The 20,982-nt window shown below is 40.2% G+C and carries 19 protein-coding genes; 2 read left to right on the forward strand and 17 right to left on the reverse strand.

The window, feature by feature from the left end; genetic code table 11:
• Positions 1-60 precede the first annotated feature (60 nt).
• The 17 genes from ACZ5GY_RS05075 to ACZ5GY_RS05155 all read right to left on the reverse strand — a co-directional run bounded on the left by ACZ5GY_RS05075 (position 61) and on the right by ACZ5GY_RS05155 (position 19,442).
• Positions 61-1,575, reverse strand: coding sequence for a S1 RNA-binding domain-containing protein (locus tag ACZ5GY_RS05075; protein WP_213699379.1), 1,515 nt, complete (start codon positions 1,573-1,575; stop codon positions 61-63).
• 23 nt (positions 1,576-1,598) lie between these two features.
• Complete coding sequence (ispH, locus tag ACZ5GY_RS05080; RefSeq protein WP_213690229.1) at positions 1,599-2,435, reverse strand: 4-hydroxy-3-methylbut-2-enyl diphosphate reductase; 837 nt, start codon at positions 2,433-2,435, stop codon at positions 1,599-1,601.
• A complete protein-coding gene (gene miaA, locus ACZ5GY_RS05085; RefSeq protein ID WP_213699380.1) occupies positions 2,432-3,388 on the reverse strand; it encodes a tRNA (adenosine(37)-N6)-dimethylallyltransferase MiaA in 957 nt (318 codons plus the stop codon). The genes ispH and miaA overlap by 4 nt, the downstream gene beginning before the upstream one ends.
• Positions 3,388-5,130, reverse strand: coding sequence for a DNA mismatch repair endonuclease MutL (gene mutL / locus ACZ5GY_RS05090; RefSeq protein ID WP_213701078.1), 1,743 nt, complete (start codon positions 5,128-5,130; stop codon positions 3,388-3,390). Before mutL ends, miaA begins: the two co-directional genes overlap by 1 nt.
• Positions 5,117-7,669 (reverse strand): DNA mismatch repair protein MutS, encoded by a 2,553-nt coding sequence (mutS, locus tag ACZ5GY_RS05095; RefSeq protein ID WP_464112108.1) that lies wholly within the window; start codon positions 7,667-7,669, stop codon positions 5,117-5,119. The genes mutL and mutS overlap by 14 nt, the downstream gene beginning before the upstream one ends.
• Before the next feature lie 27 nt (positions 7,670-7,696).
• Entirely contained in the window at positions 7,697-8,113 is a 417-nt protein-coding gene (gene ruvX / locus ACZ5GY_RS05100) for a Holliday junction resolvase RuvX (protein ID WP_213690172.1), read from the reverse strand.
• A 1-nt stretch (position 8,114) separates the two neighbouring features.
• Complete coding sequence (gene alaS, locus ACZ5GY_RS05105; protein ID WP_213701076.1) at positions 8,115-10,760, reverse strand: alanine--tRNA ligase; 2,646 nt, start codon at positions 10,758-10,760, stop codon at positions 8,115-8,117.
• Positions 10,761-10,785: 25 nt separating this feature from the next.
• Entirely contained in the window at positions 10,786-12,066 is a 1,281-nt protein-coding gene (locus tag ACZ5GY_RS05110; protein WP_213690174.1) for an amidohydrolase, read from the reverse strand.
• Positions 12,067-12,071: 5 nt separating this feature from the next.
• Positions 12,072-13,313, reverse strand: a complete 1,242-nt coding sequence (locus tag ACZ5GY_RS05115; protein WP_213690175.1) for an adenosylhomocysteinase — start codon at positions 13,311-13,313, stop codon at positions 12,072-12,074.
• A 22-nt stretch (positions 13,314-13,335) separates the two neighbouring features.
• Positions 13,336-14,340 carry an S-methyl-5-thioribose-1-phosphate isomerase gene (gene mtnA / locus ACZ5GY_RS05120; RefSeq protein WP_213690230.1) on the reverse strand — a complete coding sequence of 335 codons (1,005 nt, stop codon included), beginning with the start codon at positions 14,338-14,340 and terminating at the stop codon, positions 13,336-13,338.
• A 5-nt stretch (positions 14,341-14,345) separates the two neighbouring features.
• Positions 14,346-15,578: an exodeoxyribonuclease VII large subunit gene (gene xseA, locus ACZ5GY_RS05125; RefSeq protein WP_464112067.1), complete on the reverse strand. Its 1,233-nt coding sequence runs from the start codon at positions 15,576-15,578 to the stop codon at positions 14,346-14,348.
• Positions 15,535-16,011, reverse strand: a complete 477-nt coding sequence (gene nusB, locus ACZ5GY_RS05130; protein WP_213690177.1) for a transcription antitermination factor NusB — start codon at positions 16,009-16,011, stop codon at positions 15,535-15,537. Before nusB ends, xseA begins: the two co-directional genes overlap by 44 nt.
• Before the next feature lie 3 nt (positions 16,012-16,014).
• Complete coding sequence (locus ACZ5GY_RS05135; protein WP_213699384.1) at positions 16,015-16,503, reverse strand: hypothetical protein; 489 nt, start codon at positions 16,501-16,503, stop codon at positions 16,015-16,017.
• 76 nt (positions 16,504-16,579) lie between these two features.
• A complete protein-coding gene (locus tag ACZ5GY_RS05140; RefSeq protein ID WP_213690179.1) occupies positions 16,580-17,128 on the reverse strand; it encodes an Asp23/Gls24 family envelope stress response protein in 549 nt (182 codons plus the stop codon).
• Positions 17,129-17,148: 20 nt separating this feature from the next.
• A complete protein-coding gene (locus tag ACZ5GY_RS05145) occupies positions 17,149-17,571 on the reverse strand; it encodes a CD1247 N-terminal domain-containing protein (protein ID WP_213690180.1) in 423 nt (140 codons plus the stop codon).
• Between the two features lie 21 nt (positions 17,572-17,592).
• Entirely contained in the window at positions 17,593-18,165 is a 573-nt protein-coding gene (gene efp, locus ACZ5GY_RS05150; protein ID WP_213690181.1) for an elongation factor P, read from the reverse strand.
• Positions 18,166-18,269: 104 nt separating this feature from the next.
• Positions 18,270-19,442, reverse strand: a complete 1,173-nt coding sequence (locus ACZ5GY_RS05155; protein WP_213690182.1) for an HD-GYP domain-containing protein — start codon at positions 19,440-19,442, stop codon at positions 18,270-18,272.
• Between the two features lie 164 nt (positions 19,443-19,606).
• Here ACZ5GY_RS05155 and ACZ5GY_RS05160 point away from each other — a divergent pair, with 164 nt between their 5' ends.
• Both ACZ5GY_RS05160 and ACZ5GY_RS05165 read left to right on the forward strand, forming a co-directional pair.
• The gene (locus tag ACZ5GY_RS05160) at positions 19,607-20,647 is read left to right on the forward strand and encodes a pyridoxal phosphate-dependent aminotransferase (RefSeq protein WP_213690183.1); all 1,041 of its coding nucleotides are present in this window, start codon (positions 19,607-19,609) and stop codon (positions 20,645-20,647) included.
• Positions 20,648-20,665: 18 nt separating this feature from the next.
• Positions 20,666-20,980, forward strand: coding sequence for a YerC/YecD family TrpR-related protein (locus tag ACZ5GY_RS05165; RefSeq protein ID WP_213690184.1), 315 nt, complete (start codon positions 20,666-20,668; stop codon positions 20,978-20,980).
• The last annotated feature ends 2 nt before the right edge of the window (positions 20,981-20,982 follow it).

Here is a 20,982-nt window from a genome sequence, read left to right on the forward strand (position 1 = left end):
AACTTTTCAAAATTATATTCAGTAAAAGGGGCTGCTGAAACCAGCAGCCCCTTTTATATTTTAACGATTTAGAAAATCTTTTAAAACATCCCCGATGGTAACGGAAGGTTCCTCTTCGTGGAACGATGGCTGCTGTCTGTTTCTATTTTCATCAGAAGCTTTTTGAGCGAGACGTTTTTTCTTCTCTTCTTCACGATTCTTTCTTATTTCTTCTTCGTAAAGGGCGCTAATACTAAGTCTCATTCTCCGCTCTGCCGGATTAATTTCAATAACTCGAGCCAAAACTTCTTCGCCCTCAGATAAAACATCTTCAGGTTTATCAACACGTTTTGTGCTAAGTTGAGATATGTGAATGAGTCCTTCAACACCTTCCTCTATCTCTACAAAAGCACCAAAATCAGCAAGTCTTACCACTTTTACTGTAATGTCCTGTCCTTTGGAATAACGATCTTCAATTCCAGACCAGGGATCATGAAGCTGCTTATAGCCGAGGCTCATACGTTTCTTCTCAGCATCGACTTCAAGCACCATAACTTCAACTTCCTGACCCTTTCTGAGAACATCTCTTGGATGTTTTATACGAGCCCAGCTCAAATCGCCAATATGGATAAGGCCCTCAACGCCAGGTTCAACTTCAACAAACACGCCAAAATCGGTTACGTTGGTAACTATGCCTGTACCACGATCTCCGGCTTTCCAATTTTCTTCCACGATGCTCCATGGATCGGGCTGTGTCTGCTTAATACTTAGAGAAATTCTATTCTCATCTTTGTCAATGCCAATGACCTTTACTTTGACAGTTTCGCCCTTTTTAACAACTTCTTTGGGTTTCACATTGCGTTTCCAAGAAAGCTCGCTGATATGAACAAGACCATCGATAGGTCCAAGATTAATGAAGACGCCAAAAGAAGTAATGCTACTTACTTTACCTTCAAGAATGTCACCTTCGGAAACGGTTGCATAGAATTTATCTCGCAATTCTTCAACAGCCTCTTCAACAAGCAATCTTCTTGAAAGAACAAGACGTCTCTTGCGACGATCTTTTTCTAAGAGCTTAACATCAAAAACTTCTCCAACAAATTTACCCGGGTTAACTCCTCGTCCTTCCTCAGCTAAGTGAGAGATGGGAATAAACCCTTCGAGATTAAAGCAGTTCACCATCAATCCGCCTTTAACCTTACGAAGACCCCGAACAGATATAAGTTCATGAGAAGACAAATATGACTCTAACTCTGCCCATCGTCTGTCGAATTCAGAACGCCAGCGGCTCACTAAAAGTTGAGCATCTTCGCCATGTCGTACGTTGATGACCTGCACTTGGATTTCATCGTTAATTGAAGGCTCTTCGTCCTCTTCAACCAATATCTTATGAGTCCATTCTCTTCGAGGAAGAAAACCTTCACATTTATATCCTACGTCAACCAACCAACCATCATCATTAGCTCCGACGATTGTTCCTGTGACAACTTTACCTTTGTGAATTTCTTCTACCTCGTAATTTTTGAGCATTGACTCCATGCTCTCAAGGTTTTCATTTGCTTCAAGCTCATTGTTCATCTTTTCTTCTTCCATCATAACCTTCCATCCCCCTTGGCTACCTACGTGATGACCATAATTTTTTTTAGCTGATTAATCAGCCAATCCGGAGTGCTAGCTCCGGCTGTAATTCCTACTCGCGCCTTATCCAGTAACCACCTCCTGTCTAATTCTTCAGCGTGTTCTATCCACACAACATCAACTCCGGTAGAGCGAGCAATTTCGTATAACTTCCCGGTATTGGCACTGTTTCTACCACCTACTACGATAATGCCTTCTACCCGTTGAGCTAATTTGCGTGTCGCATCCTGACGTTCACGAGTTGCATTGCAGATTGTGTTGTAGACGCGCATTTCCTCTGATTTGAGCGCGAGCTCTGAAACAATTGCAGCAAAATCTCTGCTATCTTGTGTCGTTTGAGATATTACCCCTATTTTGGAGATTTTACCAACATTTATAACACACTCTTTACTATCTATGATAAAAGATTTATCTCCAGCGATTCCCTTAAGAGCCTTAACTTCCGGATGGTTACCATTTCCAACAATACAAACTTCAAAACCTTCTTGAGCTAAGACTTTGGCCCGTTCTTGTGCAATTTTTACGAAAGGACATGTTCCATCAGTTACCTGTGTGCAACGTTCATGAAGAGATTTTAACAATTCAGGTGATACCCCATGAGCTCGAACAAATGTACGTGATGCAAGAGGGATTAAGTCAGGAGAGTCTACAACAACAAGGCCCTTCTTCGTAAGTCTCTCTACTTCTTGTGGATTGTGTATCGGCATCCCAAGAGAATACACGGGGCCTTCTTCTTTTAATATTTTTTCTAGCGTTTCAATAGCCCTACGTACGCCAAAGCAAAAACCCGTAGGATCTGCAACTATTATTTCTTTCAGATTATGTTGCCCCTTTCAAGATGCTTAAAGCACACGTCTAAAACATTACGTTCTAAATCTTTTTCTTCATAAGTAGAAATATCATACCACAGAGTAGGTGAAAACTTCTTAAACCACGTCATTTGTCTTCGACAAAATTTTTTTGTAGCACTTATATCTCCCTCTAATGCTTCTTCCTTGGTCATCTTGCCTCTAAGGTAAAGAGCTATTTCTTTATACCCAAAACCCTGCATTGAAGGATATCGTTCATCAAAGCCATGATGAAGCAACCACTCCACTTCCTCTATAAAACCACCAGAAAATTGCTGGTGGACTCGCTTTGTAATTCCTTCGAAAAGGAGTGATCTCGGTCGATTTAAACCTATGTAGAGAACATCATAGCGCTTCGTTTTTCCTTCTTCGGAAGCATACCACCATGTAGCAGTATGACCAGTTAATCGATAAATTTCTAAAGCTCTACTCACGCGACGTACATCATTAATATGTAGTTGAGATGCTCTATCAGGATCAACTTCAGCCAAAAGGGTGTGCAAAGCTTCATTTCCGTTTACTAAAGCATACTCTTCTAATTCATCAGTTAAATTTCTATCCCGCGGAAGATTTTGTGTTAAAGATTCCTCAAACAAAGCATGATAATAAAATGGCGTTCCTCCAACAAAAAGAGGAATTTTACCTCGAGTAATAATTCGCTCTATAGCCGCCACACTTTTATCTACAAAATCAGCGACAGAAAAAATTTCGTCTGGATCTACCACGTCGAGCATATGGTGTAAGATTTTTTGTCGAATTTGGTGTGAGACTTTATCAGTGCCAACATCCATATAACGGTAAACCTGCCTTGAATCAACAGATATAACCTCGGCATGTAGCGCCTCGGCTACATGCAAACTCAGCTGGGTTTTTCCTACGGCTGTTGGACCTATAATGGCCAAAACTGGGATATTTTCACTCATTATTTCTCCCTCCCGAAATATTGTTCAATCTGATGGTTATCAAGAATTAGTGTGGTTGGTCGGCCATGGGGACACACTGATGGATTCTCACAATAGTGCAATGCAGATAACAAATGAAGCGCTTCAGATGCGTCGCAATGCGTTGTAAGTTTTATGGATTGTTTACAAGCTATAGTAGCCCATTTTCGCCACAAGACGTCATCAATATCTCGAGACCCCGTGCTTTTCCACGTCAGGATTGTTGTTCTAACAAGGAATAAAGGTCCTTCTCTCTCTTGAATCGGAAGGGCTGGAAATGCCGAAAGATAAAGCTGACCCTCTTCTTCTTCAAAAATAAAGCCTGCGCTAATTAAGGCATCCTTATATTCTTCTACTTCAGTAGCCAATGTTGGAGGAATAGCAAGAGGTGTTGTCATTTTTTGAGAAGCAACATCCCCGACTTTAATCCGAGATAAAATTTTTTCATAATTAATACGCTCATGGGCAGCGTGGGGATCTACTAGAATGAGATTCCCCTCTTTTTCGAAAAGAAGATATCCTGAACGCATTTGTGCTATAAAAAAGTAAGACGTTTCATTTTCATTACTATCTTCATTTTGAATAAAATTACTTTTTTCTTCAAGAATGTTTTTCATTTCTTCTACGTCATCATGAAGTGACGTTTCTTCTTGTATTAGTGGCGAAGAAACTCTCGAAAAAAGGTTTTCAGCTTCTCGTTCTTTTATCGTTTCATACTGTTGTTGTAAATGAGATGATACGGGAAAAGACGGCAATGTGAGTTTTGTAGGTCTGTTTTGTAGATCCAAGCTTGCAACTTTTACAACTTCAAAAACTTCCGAAGGATACCTAAATCGAATTTCTGCTTTAGCCGGATGTATATTGACATCTACAAGCTCTGGCGAAAGGCTAAAGAAAAACATCCAGTTTCCAGACAGATCTTTACATGCAGCTGATGCAGCTCCACGAATGAGAGGGTCCGAGACATTTCGTCCATTAACAAAAGAGGTAATAGAATTTTTTTGACGCCCTGGAGTAGGTTGCCACCAACATTCTAATTCTATGGAACCGCACGAAACAACAGTTGAGCGAATTTCTGGAGAAACACCCCAAAGCAAAGAGAGAATATAATGACGCTCTCCTCGTCCATCTGTTTCAAAATTTTTATTTCCATTATGATAAAGTGAAAAAGCTACTTCAGGATAAGCAACTGCATAATCTCTAACAACAGATGAAATTTTCCTAAGCTCAGAAAGATTGCTTCTCAAAAATTTTTTACGAGCTGGAAAATTGAAAAAAAGGTCGTCAACCTGCAAACGTGTGCCTTCCTTCCAAGGGATTTTTTCGTGGCAGGTAATCTCTCCAGCCTCCGCTTTCAGCAATCCTCCTTCTGTAGCCCCAGAGATTTTACTTCTAAGGTCAACTCTACTCACAGCTGCAATGCTTGCAATCGCTTCTCCACGATATCCTAAAGTCTTAATTTTATTTAAATCTTCAATGGTGCTGATTTTACTAGTAGCATAACGAGTAACAACAAGAGGCATTTCATCCCAAACAATACCTGAACCATTATCTTCTATGACAATAGAAGTTTTGCCCCCATCTTTTAATGTTACTTGCACTCGCTTCGAGTTTGCGTCTAATGAATTTTCAAGAGCTTCTTTAACTACAGAAACAGGTCGTTCTACAACTTCTCCTGCTGCAATTTTAAGCGCCACTTCTTGGGGAAGTTTATGAATTGCCATTATTCTGAAGCTCCTCTCTACATTTTTCTGATACTTTATACAAAAGCTCCAATGCTCTAAAAGGCGTTATTTTATTAGGCTCAAGAGACGCCAATTCTTCTATTATAGCTTGGCTGGAGACAGGGAAAAGCTGAATTTGTTGAGTTGTTTGCGAAGCAACTCGTGCTGGTTCTATTCCCTCTGTTCGCTCAAAGGTTTCAAGCAATTGAAAAGCTCTTTTTAGAACCACCGGAGGAATTCCTGCCAAACGTGCCACTTCTATTCCATACGAACGATCCGCAGGACCATCTACCACTTTATGTAAAAAAGCTATGCCATCAGTTCCTTCATGTACAGCCATACTTAAATTTTTAAGACTTGTAAGGTGCTCTTCTAATGCCACAAGTTCATGGTAATGCGTTGCGAAAAGTACCTTTGGTTTTGTTCCGCAACCACTATCCAGATATTCTAGTACTGCCCATGCAATGCTCATGCCATCATAGGTCGATGTTCCGCGTCCAACCTCGTCAAGTATAACAATACTTCTATCTGTAACATTATGCAGAATGTTAGCTGTTTCTATCATTTCTACCATAAAAGTGCTATTACCACGTGCAAGCTCGTCTCTTGCTCCAATACGAGTGAAAACACGGTCCATAATTCCCATTGAGGCCTGAGATGCAGGAATAAAAGAACCCATTTGCGCCATAATAACAAGTAATGCTGCCATCCGAAGGTAGGTAGATTTTCCGGCCATGTTAGGACCAGTTATCAGTGCTATTCTTTTATCGTCGTTATCAAGCGTAATATCATTAGGGACAAAAGGTTGGTCCAAAAAGGTAGCTTCTATAACAGGATGACGTCCACCTTCGATAAAAAGACTTAGTCCATCATTTAACTGTGGTCGAATATAGCCTCTTTCCCACGCGACCTGGGCTAATCCAGCAATGACGTCAATACAACTCAACATGATTGCGGCGTCTTGAATCCCACGAATATTTTCTAATGTTTTGCTAACGAGATCTGCATAATATTTCGATTCTAATTTTGTAATCTCCTGTTCAGAAACTGCCATTTTTTCCTCAAATTCCTTAAGCTCTGGCGTTATAAAGCGTTCTGCTGAAACCAATGTCTGTTTGCGAATATAATTTTCAGGAACTTTATCCAAATTCCCCTTGCTTATCTCTAAATAGTAACCAAAAACTTTATTACTTCCCACTTTAAGCTTAGAAATGCCGGTTTTTTCTTTTTCTTTCTCAAGATACTGATCTAACCATTGATCGCCATGTTCTTGCAAATCTCTCCAAGAATCGAGTTCTTGACTATATCCAGAACGAATAACATCACCACTATGAAGATTTCGAGGAACCTCATCGCAAAGAGCCGACGCCAAGAGTCTTGCAAAAGAGTCTAAAGTCTCTTCCTGCGAGACAAACTGGAAAAGAGGATTATCTTTACAATACACAAGTAAGTCGGGAAGCAATAATAAAGTATCGCGTATTGCAGCTAAATCCCTGGGGTTGCCCGTTCCCAGACTTAATCGTGAAGATGCTCTCTCTATATCTTTGCATTGTGCGAGCAAATTCTGTAATTTTTGTCGTATAACTGGGTCGTTGATAAGATATTCTACGGCATTTTGTCTTTTCGATATTTCCTCTACCTGGAGCAATGGACGGAGTATCCATTCTTTTAACAGACGTCTTCCCATAGGGTTTTTACACTTATTCAAAACTGAATAAAGAGTAGGCCCATCTCCATGAATAAGTTCAAGATTGTACTGTGATGCCATATCTAAGTGTAAAAAAGACTTTTCTCGCAAGGGATAAATTCGCGTAATGTGTTGAATTGCACCAAATTGAGTTTCTTCAAGATAGTGAAGAACGGCTGCAGCCACTCCGATTTCTGACGTGTTATCTTCTAAACCAAAGACAGTCATAACAGGAACGTTAAAAACTCTCGTCAACCATTCCGTTGCAGATTGAGGTTCAAACTGTTCCTTCGTTCTTTGAAGAATAAAAAAATCAAGTAGCTCAACAGGAAGATTTTCCCTTTTAAAGGTATCAGGGATTAGAACTTCTCCTGGGTTAAATCCAGTTAAAAGGGCAAGAGCTTCATCCTTATTCAACACGCCAGCTTCTAAATGACCAGTATCAACCGAAAGCAACGCCAGCGCAATGGATTCATCATCCAGAGGTTTTAGAGCAGCTAATCTCCCTTCCTCTCCAGAATCCTCAGGAACATAGGTTCCAGGGGTGACTATACGTATAACCCTACGATCAACTAGTGTTTTCCCATCGGGCTCACTCACCTGTTCGCATATAGCAACTTTATGCCCAGCCTTTACAAGTTTGCCAAGATAATTATTAACGGCATGAAATGGGACTCCCGCCATAGGGATACTTTTAGACGGGTCTCTGCTCGTAAGCGCTATATCTAGAATCTCTGACGCCTGTTGTGCATCTTCAAAAAACATTTCATAGAAATCACCCATACGAAAGAAAAGCAAACAATCAGGGTACTTCTCTTTCCATTTTACATATTGAGAGAGCATGGGTGTCATTTTCACATTGGAAGGAAGCTTCAAAAACTAAACACCTCTCGTATGATCTAAATAATTTTGAAGAATAAGTGCCGCTGCTAACTGATCTACCTTATTCTTTCTCTTTTTTCTTGATACATTTCCTTCTAAAAGCACTTGCTGAGCTATAGCTGTTGTAAATCGCTCATCCCATAATTCAAGTGAAAGATGAGGATACCTTTCTTTTAATTCTTGAGCTATACCTTTTATTTTTTCGGCTTCAGGTCCCGGCGATCCGTTCGTACGTAAGGGGTAGCCTACTAACAACATTGTAATGTTTAAAGAGGCTACATACTCATCAAGTTTATTAAACCAACTTTTATTCATTGGGATGAAACCGATCCCCTGGGCAAAACATCCCAAGGGATCGGAAACAGCTACTCCTATCCTTTTTGAACCAATATCAAGAGCAAGAATCCGAGACATGTCACTCCCCTAATTGTTGCTTAACAATTTTACGAACAGAGGTAAATGCATCCTCCATTTTTTCAGGATTCTTTCCGCCGGCTTGAGCCATGGAAGGTTTTCCGCCGCCGCCGCCGCCTAAAACAGAGGCAGCTTCACGTACTATTTTCCCTGCATGGATACCTGCTTTAACAGCGTCATCACTGGCCATAGCAATGAGTAAGACGTTACTCTCGGAAGTTTGACTAGCCAATATAATGACTGCCTTTTCATTTTTAGCTTTTATGCGATCACCAAGTTCTCTTAGCATATCTGCATTTACGCCCTTGAATTGGCCCAAGAAAAGTGCAAACCCGTCAGGCAATTCTTCTTTTGTAACAGATTCATCGAGATTAGCCGCTAAATTATTTAATTTAAGCTCTTCTATTTTTCTAGATAGCTGCCGTATCTCAGCTTGCATATCTTCTACATGAGAAATGAGTTCTTCGGAATCTGTAGCTAAAAGATTTGATAGCTCTTCCACTATTTTAAATGAACGTTGATATGATTCATATGCATTCATTCCCGTCAGAGCTGTAATCCTTCGAGTTCCAGAGCCGATGCCTTCTTCTTTGATAATTTTAAAAGCTCCGATATCTCCTGTTGCATCGACATGGAGTCCGCCGCATAGCTCAGTAGAAAAATCTTCTATACGCACAACGCGAACTATATCACCATACTTTTCATCAAAAAGAGCCTTTGCCCCCATTGCTCGCGCCTGTTCAAGGTCACTTTCGATTATTTCGAGAGGGATATTCTCAAGAATCTGTGTATTAACAATTTCTTCAACGCTATGTATTTGCTCTCGTGTAAGGGGCTCAAAATGAGTGAAATCAAATCGAAGCAGTTTCTCATTTACAAGAGACCCAGCTTGGCGAACATGATTTCCAAGAACTCTACCTAAGGCTTCATGAAGCAAATGAGTTGCTGTATGGTTCCTTCGTATGGCATTCCTCTTGTCCACATCAACGGAAGCATGAACAGAAAGTCCTTTTGATACAGTGCCTTCAAGAACGGTTACAACATGTACAATCAAATCTGCGGTTTGGGCTTTTGTATCGCATACGTGAACCTTTACTCCTGGAGCCATGAGAAAACCATGATCCCCAATTTGTCCGCCACGTTCAGCATAGAAAGGGGTTTTATTGAGTACGATTTCACCTTTTTCACCAGCAGACAAAGAGTCTATACGCTCGCCTTCTTGTATAAGTGCAACTATTTCAGTATCCAGTTCCGGCAATGCATATCCTTCGAAAGAGGTTTTCCCTACTTCTGAAGCAATATCAGAATAGACATCACCTTTCATCTCACTACTCAACTGTTTACTGGACGCCCGTGCGCGTTCTCTTTGTTTTTCCATTTCAACTTTAAAGCCAGCCTCGTCAACCTCTATATCGTTTTCTGCGCAGATTTCAGTTGTTAGCTCAAGTGGAAAGCCAAAAGTATCATATAATTCGAAGGCTACTGCGCCAGAAACTGTTTTTTCCTGACGTTTTTTCAAAGTTGCTATTTCCTGATCGATTAATTCTGTTCCCTGCTGAAGAGTTTTACCAAAACGTTTTTCTTCCATACTTACAATTTGCTCAATCATTGGTCTGTTATCGATCAATTCTCTATAAGGATCTGCCATAAGTTCAAGAACATCAGGGAAAAGTTCCAAAAGGAATGGCTGGTCAAACCCTAGAAGTTTTCCATAACGAGCAGCTCGCCTGATAAGACGACGCAAGACATATCCTCGACCGTCGTTTGCAGGTAAGATGCCGTCAGCGATCATAAACGCCACTGAACGAATATGGTCAGCAATGACACGAACCGCTAAAGTATTTGCTGCAGAAGAGCCGTACGATATTCCAGCCATCTGACAAACATGATCTATAAGTGGCCTGAAAAGATCCGTTTCAAAATCAGTGCGAACTCGCTGTGCAATGGATGTTAAGCGTTCTAATCCCATGCCTGTGTCTATATTTTTCTTCGGCAAGGGGATAAGCGATCCATCTTCCTGAAGGTCGAATTGAGTAAAAACTAAATTCCATATTTCCAAATAACGATCGCAATTACAGCCAACTCCACACGTAGGTTTTCCACAGGAAAAATCTGGTCCCTGATCGTATATAATTTCTGAACAAGGGCCACAAGGTCCCATATTTCCCATAAACCAGAAGTTTTCATCTTTATCGAAACGATAGATTTTATCGTCAGAAAGTCCTACTTGATTTTTCCATACAGAATAAGCTTCTTCGTCATCTTTATAAATCGTAGCGTATAAGCGATCAGGTTCAAGACCAATAACTTCTGTTAAAAACTCCCAACCCCATGTTATGGCCTCCTTCTTAAAATAATCTCCCCAGCTAAAATTGCCCAGCATTTCGAAGAAGGTATGATGACGTGCTGTTCGGCCAACATTTTCTATATCATTAGTTCGTACACATTTTTGTGACGTTACAGCTCTTGTAAACTCGGGCTGCTGTATGCCTAAATAATATGGTTTAAAAGGAACCATGCCTGCTATAGTAAAAAGCAAGGAAGGATCGTTAGGAATCAAAGAAAAACTAGGATAGTGTTTGCTTCCTTTCGATACCCAGAAATCAATGAAAAGAGATCGTATTTCTTTTCCTGTTCTCCATTGCATTTGTTTACCCCTTCTTTCGCAGCAATTACAAAGTCAAGGCTTTGCGCGCCAACGCTGCCTGTTCTAAAATTTCTCCCCGATCCACGCGAGGGAATTCACCGTTGAAATAAATCCATTCTCCTTTTACCATCGTGGCTTCAACATCGGCTGAAGATCCCGCATACACAATATATACGGGAAGATTTTCTACGTCAAAGCCTAAATAATGAGGTTTATCAAGATCAACTAACACAAGATCTGCATCCCATCCTTCTTTTATAAGGCCAGTTTTTTCAAAGCCCAGGCTTCGCGCTCCGTTAATTGTCGCCATAGCAAGTATCTCTTTTGCTTTTATTATTGTGGGGTCATGATGAATCCCTTTATGAAGAAGAGCGGCATGTCTCATTTCCTCCCAAATATCCAGTCGATTGTTACTTGCAGCACCATCTGTTCCAAGGGATACACATATTCCAGCTTCCATCATATCGAGAAGGCGCATGACACCACTTCCTAATTTTAAATTGCTATTAGGATTATGAACTACTGTAACAGGTTTCTCTTTTAACTGCTTTATCTCTTCAGAAGAGAACCATACACCGTGGGCAAGAATTGTCCCGAGAGTATCTAAAAGCCCTGCCTGTTCCAAATATTTCATTGGTTCTAATCCAAGCTCATCATGAAGATAATCTCGTTCCCACTTCGTTTCAAGGAAATGGGTGTGGACACGCACGCCCTTTTCGGTAGCAATTTCACAAATTTCTTTCATACTGTTCATAGGAACCGTATAGGGGGAATGAGGCCCAAGTTGAACTGTAAAGAGCCCGTCTTTTCCGTGCCAATCTTCAATTAATTTAATATTTTCATTAATTCTTTTCCTGTCATCTCCGATAAGCCCTCTGGAAAGTGCACACTTCATTCCCATTACTTGGGAAGCCTCAGCAACTTTATCCATTTCAAAATACATATCAGCAAAACAAGTTACGCCACAAGAAGCCATTTCCAAAAGTGCCAAAGCAGTTCCCCAATAGATATATTCAGGAGTCAGACGAGCTTCCACAGGCCATATCTGCTCTTTTAACCATGTCATAAGAGGGGTTTCTTCACCAAGTCCTCTTAATAAAGACATGGCTGCGTGGGTATGACTGTTAACGAAACCCGGCAAAAGAAGTTTCTTACCATCACAATCAATAAGTGAGACATTCTCTTCAGGAAGACTTTCTGGAGCTTCTATTTTTGTTATCAAACCGTCTTCAACAAGCACGTCACATAACCGGCTTCGTTCCATCTGACTGTCATAAATATATGTATTTTGAAAGAGGCAACGCATCGTATTTATTCCTCCCAACTTTTCATATAAAGCTCTTGTTCGTCGGTAAGTTTCTCTAGAGAAATACCAAGAGATTCTAATTTAACCTCCATTACTCGTCTATCTATTGCGGAAGGAACCGGGTGTACTCCTGATTGCAATTTATTATGAGCAACGTGAAGAGCTGATTCAAGCTGAAGAGCAAAACTTAAATCCATAATTTCTATAGGATGTCCATCAGCACAAGCTAAATTAACAAGGCGTCCTTCCCCTAAGAGATGAAGACGTCTTCCGTCTGTCAACGTATATGTTTCTATATTTTCCCGTGTTGACTCTACAGATGAAGCCATTTGGGAGAGATCTTTCTTACATATCTCAACATCAAAGTGTCCTGCATTAGCAAGGAGTACGCCACTTTTCATCTTTTCGAAATGTTCTTTTCTGATAACTTTTGTATTCCCTGTCAGTGTTAAGAAAATATCGCCGACAGAAGCAGCTTCTGTCATGTTCATTACTTCATGTCCATCCATCAAGGCCTCAAACGCTCTGTGAGGATCTACTTCTACAACGATAACAGATGCACCAAGGCTTTTAGCACGCATAGCTACTCCACGGCCACACCATCCGTATCCGACTACAACAACTTTCTTACCCGCTATAAGCATATTTGTCGTTCGCATAAGACCGTCCATAACTGACTGTCCGGTACCATAACGATTATCAAAAAGGTATTTACTATACGCATCGTTTACAGCAATCATAGGGAATTGTAACGTTCCATCTGCTTCCATAGCTTTGAGACGCTTAATTCCTGTTGTGGTTTCTTCAGACCCACCTCGTACATTTGGTATCAGTTGAGGAAATTCGGTATGTAAAGTAGCAATAAGATCTGCTCCATCATCAACAATGACATCGGGAGCAATGCTTAGAACAAAACGTAGATTTTCATGGTATTCTTCTGTTGTCATACCGTGATGACTGTAGACGTGAACTCCATTATCAACCAGTGCTGCACAAATATCATCTTGCGTGGAAAGAGGATTGCTTCCTGCTGCCCAAACTTCAGCTCCAAGTTTATGGAGTGTAATGAGAAGACAAGCCGTTTTTGCCTCGAGATGAAGGCATGCAGCAAGTTTTAATCCTTTCAACGGAGCTTTAGACGTATATTCCTCAGACAAACTTCGAAGAACTGGCATAAATTGCCACGCCCATGTAATTTTTTTCATTCCTTCCGAGGAAAGATGTATATCAGCAATTCGATTTTCCACGAAAATTCCTCCCTTTACATATCTAGATAGTCTTTATTTTTTTAAGAAAAGGTGGGTAAAGCACTCCCTTTTCCGTTATTATTGCCGTTATTAATGAGTGCGGAGTAACGTCAAAGGCAGGGTTCCATACCGGAAAGGATTCAGGAATCAAAGGATGACCAGTAGGTTCTCTGACCTCTTTGCCATTTCGCTGCTCTATCTCAATATAAGAACCATCTTTAGCTTCTTTATCTATCGTAGATATTGGGGCCACCACATAAAAGGGCACTAAATGAAACTTCGCTAAAACCGCAAGAGAATAGGTTCCAATCTTATTGGCAGTATCACCATTAAGAGCTATTCTATCCGCTCCGACCAAAACGGCAGAGATATGTTCTTTTTTCATGAGAGCTCCTGCCATATTGTCACATATGACAGTTACATCAAAACCATCTTCAATAAGTTCCCATGCAGTAAGACGCGCTCCTTGAAAAACAGGGCGTGTTTCATCCGCATAAATTTTAATATTTTTACCTTCTTCTCTTGCCGCACGAACAACACCGAGAGCTGTTCCATATCCTGCTGTAGCCAACGCTCCAGCATTACAATGGGTCAAAACTATAGAATTCTCAGGAAGTAAACTTTGTCCCCAATGCCCTATATGACGATTTATTTCAATATCTTCTTCAAGAATAGAATGGGCCTCTTTTATCATTTCAGAATAAAGAGATTGGCCTTCCGATAGATTTACTATATTTTCCATACGCTTAAGTGCCCAAAAAAGATTTACAGCAGTAGGCCTTGTTTGGGCCAACCGCCTAATAGCCTTATCAGCTTCTTGCTTGCCATTTTTAGACGCTAGAGCTACACCAAAAGCAGCAGCTACTCCGATAGCCGGAGCTCCACGAACAACCATACTCTCTATAGCTTTAGCAACATCCTCAAAAGTAGAACAGGAGACAAAAGTTACATCCCAAGGAAGACATCTTTGGTCTAAAATGCGAACTTTCTTTTTCTCTTCATCCCAACTTACTGGATTAGGCAACATTGATTTCACTCACTTTCCCCTGTTTTTGTAATTTTTTCAACACGTACTTTTGACTGTCCGTCTATGAAAGAGAGTGTAAGCCTTTCATTTAACTCTAGTTGGTCAACAGAAGTGACTACTTCCCCACCTTCTTTGGTACAGCTAATAAATCCTCGAGAGAGAATTGAGAGAGGGGAAAGTGCATTAAGTGCTCCTGCGACAGAGGAAAGAGCACTTTTCTTTTCTTCAAATCTTGACTTCATCAAAAGATTCATATGTCGTCTTCTTTCGGTCAGACTTTTGGCGGTTATTTCTATATTTTTAAAAGAGAACGTTTTAAGAAGTTGTTCAATTTGGATCAAATGTTCATTTTTTTTGTCTATGCTTTGAAAACAAGCTTTTATAATAGATTGCGAATAGTGGTTAACTTGCCTAGATAAATCACGATAATCAGGAAAGAGACGTTCTGCTGCAGCAGAGGGCGTTGAAGCAGAAACATCTGCTGCATAATCGCTTAGCGTAACATCAATTTCGTGACCTACACCAGTTACAACCGGGAAGGGACACATACGAATGGCTCTCACGACTCGCTCATCATCGAAAGGAGTGAGATCATCGCGACTTCCCCCTCCGCGAACAAGCATTACAGCATCAATATCACCATATGTACGGATTTGCGAAAAAGCTGCAAAAATTTCCTCCGGGGCGTCATACCCTTGCACTAAACAAGGCACAATTATAAGAGAACACTGAGGAAACCTGTTACGGGAAACCTTTACAACGTCTCTTATAGCCGCCCCTGTTGCTGACGTTATCACTGCTACTTTCTGAGGGAAAGGTGGAAGTTTTCTTTTTAACCGGGGATCAAACAGTCCTTCTTTTTCAAGTCTGATTCGTAGTTCCTCTCGTGCTCGTGCGGCTGCACCAACACCTAAAGGCGTCAACCGTCGAACATAAAGTTGATATGAACCTCGCGGAGGGTAAAGTCCAACTCGCCCTTCGGCGAGTACTTCATCTCCTTTACGAGGCCACAGAGGAACTCGCATAGCATCAGATTTGAAAAGGACACAGGCTAAACGTCCCTCATCGCCTGTTAAAGTAAAATAAACATGCCCACTTGTATGTCTCTTTATTTCGACTATCTCACCAACAACTACAAGATTTTGAAGTACCGGATCTGAAAAAAGTAATCCTTGAATACGGTTTGTAACCTCATCAACTGTGAGTCTGGGGAGAGTTGTTCCCTGCATCTTCTTCATCCTTTACCGATGGTGAAAGAGCTCGAACGATTCTACCAAGTACACCATTAACAAAACGACCTGACTCTTCCGTTCCAAAGGCTTTAGCAAGCTCAACGGCTTCCGAAATAGCAACAGGAATGGGAATCATTTGATTAATTATCCCTTCATAAATTGCAAGACGGAGAGCTGCTCTGTCTACAGCAACCATTCGTTCCGGTCTCCATCCTACAACATACTCACGAATAAGGGTGTCAATCTCAAAACGAGAGTTCCACACACCATTGACCAGAGCTGTAGCATAAGAAGCCACATCCGGATCTTCATCAACCTCCGGATAAAAATCAAGAATCTGATCTACTGTTTCGCAATTACGTATATCTAACGCGTATAAAACCTGTAAAGCGATTTCCCTCGATCTACGTCTTTTTTGAGGAAGGATGTTCTTATTCAACATTTACCTCCTGATGATTTTTCTTATGTAATCTATACAACGATCTATCAATTTTTGCCCGTGTTCTGACAGCAAAAATTGCGCAACAACAAAAGTCAAAGCGCTTACTGCAACTGTCCAGAGAATTCCTTTAATTCGCATATGAATCAAGGCGGTTATTCCTGCGGTACAAGCCACCCAAGATAAAGGATTTTGCAGTATTTCTGGAATCTTCTTCTTATCTTTTGTAATTTTCTCTTCTGTCCAAGAAATATGAACGCCTAATCCCAAATCAGCAAAGGACGATTGGAGTTTTTCCTCAACCATCTTCACTTCAAGAGCATTATGGGGTTGAGGCAGAGATAAAACAATATACAACGAATTTTCCATTCTGGAAAGGGCAACTTCTTTGCAAGAATATGAAGGCAAAAGCAATGAATCAATAAATTCTGTCAACCCTTCCCGAGATAAACGAATACTGCCAAGGGTTGTATTTTTCCAAAACAGATACATCGCAAACCACCCCCGGGATTAAGACAGGCCGGCACAAATGAGGCCGGCCTTCCCTATCACACAATATAACCAAACGCTATTTAGACTCTGCGTCGGCTTCAGTTTCAGATCCTGTTTCAGTTACACTCACAACCTGTTCTTTCACAACATTCTTATCTGTATCAGCGTTTACTGACTGCACAGAACGTTCATGAAAAAATACTCCTTGCACATTAACATTTACTGCTTTAACTGTATATCCGGTATATTGCTCAAGATTATTCTTCACAGCTTCTTGAAGATCCCAAGCTATATCTGGAATACGCAAACCATATTTCACTAAAACGAAAACATCAACAGTAATTTGAGGTGGATTAATATTTTCTTCTACAGAAACTTTAATCCCATCAATAGCCTTACGGCCTACCAACCCTAACTTAGAAACAAGTCCCGGACTTGCCGGCTGTACTCCTGGGACAAGAGTCAATGTTTTTCGGGCCAGCTCTGTGATGACATCTTCTGCTATGTGAACATTCCCCTGAACAGAACGCTCTTCTGTTACTTCCTGTTCGTCCCTCACAGGCTCCCCCATCTCAAAATCCTGATCTTGAGATTCAAGGTTCAGGTCTTCACGAACGTCATCCATCACTAGACCTCCTTTTCTAATTACTCTTCTGTAGGTTGAGCGAAGGTTTCCCCACAATCGGGACACTGAAGAGATTCGTCTTCACCGTATACTTCTGGCTGATAATAAAAAATGTGTCCGCATTTTGGGCAAGCAACTGACTCGTATGTTTCATCAAAATCAGCTTCTTCATCCTCGTCTGTTTCGTCAAAATCTTCGCCTACATATTCAGCAAAGGATCTCTCGAGAGAATCGAGATCTTCGTCTAGAAGGGAAAAATCATCAGCAAGCTCCTCATAAAGGTCCTGCTGCTCTTCTATGATATCAGCCTGTTCCTCTACTTCTTCTGCAAGAGCCTCTAAAGCTTCAGTAACAGACTTAAACGCTTTAGCTGTCGTTTCATCCTGAATGTCAAGCCCTGCCAATAAGCCTTTCAGGTATGCTATTTTTTCTTTTGCGCTCATAGTTCGACCCTCCTGGATTCCTTATTTTTTAGCCCGTTCGAGATATTCCCCCGAACGAGTATCAACTACTACAGTATCTCCTACGTTTACAAAAATAGGTACGGTAATAGTAATGCCTGTCTCTAACGTTGCTGGTTTTCCACTACTGGAAACAGTGTCCCCCTTATAACCGGGAGGGGTATCTATAACTTTTAATTCTACGCTCTTGGGAAGTTCTACCCCCATCACGCGCCCTTCATAATATTCAAGTTGAACTTCTAAATTATCGGTCAGGTAGTTAACAACATCACCTAAAACATCTTTATGAATATAGAGCTGGTCGTAGCTTTCCATATCCATAAAAACGTAACTGTCACCCTCCTGATAAAGGAACTGCGCAGCTTTATCATCGAAAATTACTCGCTCAAATTTTTCGCCAGAACGGAAAGTTGTTTCTACAATAGATCCATTCTCTATATTCTTCAGCTTCGTACGAATTACTGCGCCACCACGCCCCATTTTGTGGTGTTGGTATTCTACTACTTCCCAAATACCCTCCTGCCACTTCATTTTTATACCGGAATAAAAATCAGTGGTGTCAATAACTTGACTCATACATTTCTTACCTCCTACTAAAATTAGCGCTTCTAAAATACATGCTGTAAGAATACAGCATAATTGCTCTAGATGCAAAGAGTGAGAGGTAAAAACACCTCCATTTAACCTTTGTATTTTTTATATATATATCCGGCATGTGATGCCGTTGCGCTTTCTATTTTTATATCCTTTTTTGAAAGTTCCGCTACTGGCTTCTTATCTATATTATCCCACACCTGACGTATATAAAGAGACGGGTTTCCATTTAAATCAATTATTCCGTCTTGAATTTCTTCATTTTCAATAAGACAAATACGAGGTTGAAAAATATTATTTATTCCTGTCGAAAGAACGATTGCTTTCTTGTTATTTGAAAGCTCAACAAAGCTTCCTGGCGGGTAGAGTCCTAAAGAAGAAACAATTCCTCTTACAATGAAGGGATCATAAGAAGAACTAACATGCATCACTACCTTCGATAATCGTTGCGAGTATGTGTTGCTTTCTTCTTCCAAAGAACAAAAACTATTGGCTACAGCCACAATCCGAGCGAGCAACGGAATTTTTTCATTCTTTATTCTATCAGGATGCCCCGAACCATCCCATTTTTCATGATGGGCCCGAACTCCATAAAGAATATTCTCATTCTCCACTCCAGCTTCTCGAAGCATACTTTCTCCGAGAATAGGGTGATTCATTTTACATTCCTCAGATTCGCAATCTTTATAGAGGATCTTCCCAATATCGTGAAATAAACCTGTAATAACTGCATTTTCCGCCGTTTCTCTCCAATATGGGAAAATTTGCTTGGCAATATAACCACTTAACAATGCTACATTGAGTAAGTGAGAAAAAAGCTGTTTTTCCTCGTGATCAGTTTCTGTCAAAGATAACGTTATAGATGATGTTTCATATATTTCTTCAACAAGAGAGGCCCCCATATTAATAAATGTTGTAATTCCTTCTTTTCTAAGACGTTTATTCTTTATGTTTTGTGCAAAAGCAGCGAATTGGTAAAAGACAACTTCGGCAAAACGAGAATTGATAATACGAATTGGAGGCAAAAGTTCAGGAAGTACATGAGAAAAAGACTCCAGTGAGGGCGTAATACTCTTTACTCTGACCCATTCAATTCCATGACGTTTTAAATCTTCTTCTATTCCAGGCTTCAACTCAAAAAGACGCTTTAACTCCGTTCCTTTAGAAACAAGAACCATGTCTTTCGCCAAAACATCTTCTATAATAATTCCTTCTGTATCTTTAAGTTCTGATATGGGTACTTTTCTTATTTTCTTCATAGGCCCCCATTATCCTTTTCTCTTCTTTAATAATTATTCACTTTCTTATATATTACACTAAATCCTATCTGTTGACAGGTATTTCTAGCCATGTTAGACTGCGTTATAAATCGATAAGTTTTACACTCTAATTAGTTGAAGTTAAGAAGAAGTGAGGCATACAAATGTTAACACACATTAACCCCAAAATACGCCTTGATAAAAATGAAAATCCCTTTCAGCTTCCTCAATCTCTGAAAGAAGAAATTTTTTCTGTTCTTACAGATGTGGAGTTGAATAGATATCCAGACCCAGGGTATAGTGACATTAAAAAACAACTCAGCTACTTTACCGGTTTCCCTACAAAGAGTTACATTTTAGGTAACGGAGGAGATGAAGTTTTATGGTTGCTTTTTGCTGCATATGTTAAACCAGGGGCAAAAGTACTCACTTTCTCGCCATCTTTTTCGGAATACGCCCATTTATGCCGTGTTTATGGAGCTGAACACATTACTGTGCCCATAACATTTACTGAAAAGGATTGTTTTTTCAACACAGAACTCTTTCTAGATACTTTAAGAAGAGAAAAACCTGTTTTAGTTCTTATAGACACGCCCAACAACCCTACTGGACAGACATTGCCTTGCTTGTTCTTACAAGAGGTTATCGAACAAAACATAGGGATTACAGTTATAGATGAAGCCTATGGAGAGTTTGCTAATGAGACGTTCTTAGAATCTCTTCAAGCAAATAATATTCCTGCCCGCACAGTTATCCTCAAAACACTTTCTAAAGCGTGGGGACTAGCAGGAATTCGTTTTGGATATGGGATTTGTAACTCTGATGTAGCACATACTCTCAATACAATAAAAAGTCCCTTTAATATCAATCAGCTTACAGCAGCTATAGTTAATATAGTATTGAAATACCCAGGTTTGATTCAAGAACGTAAGAAATCAATTCAAGACAATCGTGAATCATTTATACGCCAATGTAATATGCTCCCCTCAATACATGCGTATTCAAGTGATGCAAATTTTGTATTAGTACATATTCATGAAGAGAAAAAAATTATTCAATCATTATTTGAAGAAAATGACATTGCAATCAAATTTTTTAAAATACCGGATATGGGAGGCAGTTGGATCAGAGTTTCAATTGGTCTCTCAGGTGAGATGGACAAGGTTTATAGTTGCCTTTCTCAACTATCAAAACGTTTCGAATAACGAGGAGGTATGGCGTTTATGGTAGAAAAATGGAAGGATCAATTAACTGATCAGCTTTGCAAAGCTTTATTGTCGTTGAATTCAGTGGAAGAAATGTACGGTTTTCTTGAAGACGTAGCGACTATTGGGGAAATACGAGCTCTGGCACAGCGCCTAGAAGTTGCAAGATTGCTTGATGGAGGGTACACATATCCTCAGATTGCGCAACAAACAGGTGCTAGTACTGCAACAATAAGCAGGGTTAAGAAATTCCTTGAATACGGTGCTGACGGGTATAGAATCGTTTTAGCCAACCTCAAGAAATTAGAAGACGACAAAGCACAGGAAGATTAATT

This window comes from Aminobacterium thunnarium, from assembly GCF_055390565.1.